Raw genomic sequence first — 736 nt, 5'->3', positions numbered from 1 at the left:
CGCCATCCTGCCGACCTTCGGCACACGCTGGCTGATGCCGCTCATCCCGGATTTCGTCGAAAACAACCCCGACATCACCATCAACTTCGTCACTCGCATCGGCCGCTTCGACTTCGCCCGCGAGAGGCTCGACGCCGCCATCCATTACGGCCTGCCCGACTGGCCCGATGCCGACTCCACACTCTTGGTCAGCGAGACGGTCGCGCCTGTCGTGTCACCCGAATTCCTGGCTGGCCGCGCCATTGCCACGCCTGCCGATATCGGCCGCCTGCCGCTGCTGCATATGGCGACGCGGCCCGGCGCATGGACCGAGTGGTTCGAGCATCAGGGTTTGAGTGCACCGACCGGACCCGGCATGCAGTTCGAGCAGTTCGGCACCGCCGCCCAGGCCTGCATGGCCGGGCTTGGCGTGGCGCTGCTGCCGCAGGTCCTCATCTCAGGCGAATTGCAGCGCGGCCAGTTGGTGCCGGCGCCGGGCCGGCCGATGCAGAGCCGCAGCGCCTATTACCTCGTCGTGCCGCGCGACAAGCGCGGCCATCCGCCTGTCGCCAGTTTTCGTGACTGGCTGCTGGGCCATTTGCCGCCGGAGAAGTAGCTACTTCCGCTTCAGCGCATCCGCCAATGCGGCGCCGAACGCGCCTTGTTGCGCCGGCCGCTCCGGCTGACGCTGCGGCGCCGGCGCTCGCGGCACCGGCTTGGCGCCAGCATCGCGCGGCTTCGGTGTACCGCCGTCACC

General features: G+C 68.8%; 1 protein-coding gene. It reads left to right on the top strand.

What is annotated here, in order from left to right:
* A partial coding sequence (locus tag E5W87_RS35480) for a LysR substrate-binding domain-containing protein (protein WP_292408636.1) occupies positions 1-595 on the top strand: 595 nt, incomplete at its 5' end.
* Between the last annotated feature and the right edge of the window lie 141 nt (positions 596-736).

The organism is Mesorhizobium sp., assembly GCF_004962925.1.
In the GTDB taxonomy this organism is placed as follows: Bacteria; Pseudomonadota; Alphaproteobacteria; order Rhizobiales; family Rhizobiaceae; genus Mesorhizobium.
The sequence above is the reverse complement of the archived record's forward strand: the minus strand, read 5'-3'. Positions and strand labels throughout refer to the sequence as shown.